The organism is Streptomyces sp. NPDC001380 (genome assembly GCF_042895785.1).
Classification (GTDB): Bacteria; Actinomycetota; Actinomycetes; order Streptomycetales; family Streptomycetaceae; genus Peterkaempfera.
Window position 1 is genome coordinate 1 of record NZ_JBIAWP010000066.1, and the last position, 1,209, is coordinate 1,209.

Below are 1,209 nucleotides of genomic sequence, written 5' to 3' on the forward strand. Positions count from 1 at the left end.
CACCCTGTCCGGGTGGCGGAATGGCAGACGCGCTAGCTTGAGGTGCTAGTGCCCTTTATCGGGCGTGGGGGTTCAAGTCCCCCCTCGGACACAGCAGTGGAGGACCCCGGCCGGTCGGCCGGGGTCCTCCTTTTTTCTCCGGACCCGGCCTCTCCCGGCCCGCCGCGGGGGCGGCGCGGGGACACCGACGGCGCGGGGACACCGACGGCGCGGGCCCCGGTCGGGTGCGACCGGGGCACGCGCCGTCGTGCGGGTGCTGCCGTCCTGCTGTGGTGCTGGTGCCGGTGGCTCAGTACCAGTGGTGGGTCTGCCAGAAGGCCCAGGCGGCGTTGGGGCTGCCGTAGCGGGAGTTCATGTAGTCCAGGGCCCAGCGGATCTGGGTGGCGGGGTTGGTGCGCCAGTCGGCGCCGGCGGCGGCCATCTTGGAGCCGGGCAGGGCCTGGCCCAGGCCGTAGGCGCCGGAGGAGGCGTTGGTGGCGCCCGGGTTCCAGCTGCTCTCGTGGCTGACGATGGCGTCGAAGGCGGCCCACTGGGAGGCGGGGACCATCGACTGGGCCAGCGCGCGGGCCCCGGCGGCCCCGGTGGCGCCGGCGGGGGCGGCGGCCAGGACGGGGCGGGCGGCGGCGCGGGAGGCGGTGTCCTGCGCGGCGTGCCGGTCGGCGGCCTGGGCGGTGTGGTTGAGGTGGTGCAGGTGCAGGCGGTGGGCCGAGGGCCGGGCGGGGGCGGCGGAGGCGGCGGGGGCGGCGACGGCGGCCAGGGAGGCCAGGCCGGCGGTGGTGGCCAGCAGGGCGGCGGTCTTCCTCAGGCGGGGCAGGGCGGTGCGCATCAGGGGGAAACCTCGATCGGTTGTCGGGGACACCCGCCCCCTGGGGGGTGGGGTGTCCGGGGCACCCGGTGGGGCTCTCGGTGTGCCGCGGGAGGCGCCTGTGCTCCGGGGGTGGACCCCGGGACGCCGTCGGACTCGGCCCAGTCTTGGCAGGCCCGGCGCGGGGCGGCAAACACCCGTCCTACGACCGGGCTCCGTAGGCGGGGCGGGGCGCGGACGGCCCGGGACGGCGCCGCCCGGGGCGTGGGGCCGGGGCCGGAAGGGGGCCGGCGGGGCCCGGGGACGGGCGGCCCGCACCCCTCCCGAACTGCACCGATGGCCGGAGAACACCCACTTCGATCCTTAAACACCCGATTCGCACGAAAACAGAGGTTTATCCGGGC

General features: G+C 76.9%; 1 protein-coding gene and 1 tRNA gene. One reads left to right on the top strand and one right to left on the bottom strand.

Going from position 1 to position 1,209, the window contains the following annotated elements; all coding sequences use genetic code 11:
• Positions 1-6 precede the first annotated feature (6 nt).
• A tRNA-Leu gene (locus ACFY07_RS28535) sits at positions 7-91 on the top strand.
• 198 nt (positions 92-289) lie between these two features.
• Here the strand turns inward: ACFY07_RS28535 and ACFY07_RS28540 are convergent.
• The gene (locus ACFY07_RS28540; protein ID WP_390872436.1) at positions 290-826 is read right to left on the bottom strand and encodes a transglycosylase SLT domain-containing protein; all 537 of its coding nucleotides are present in this window, start codon (positions 824-826) and stop codon (positions 290-292) included.
• Between the last annotated feature and the right edge of the window lie 383 nt (positions 827-1,209).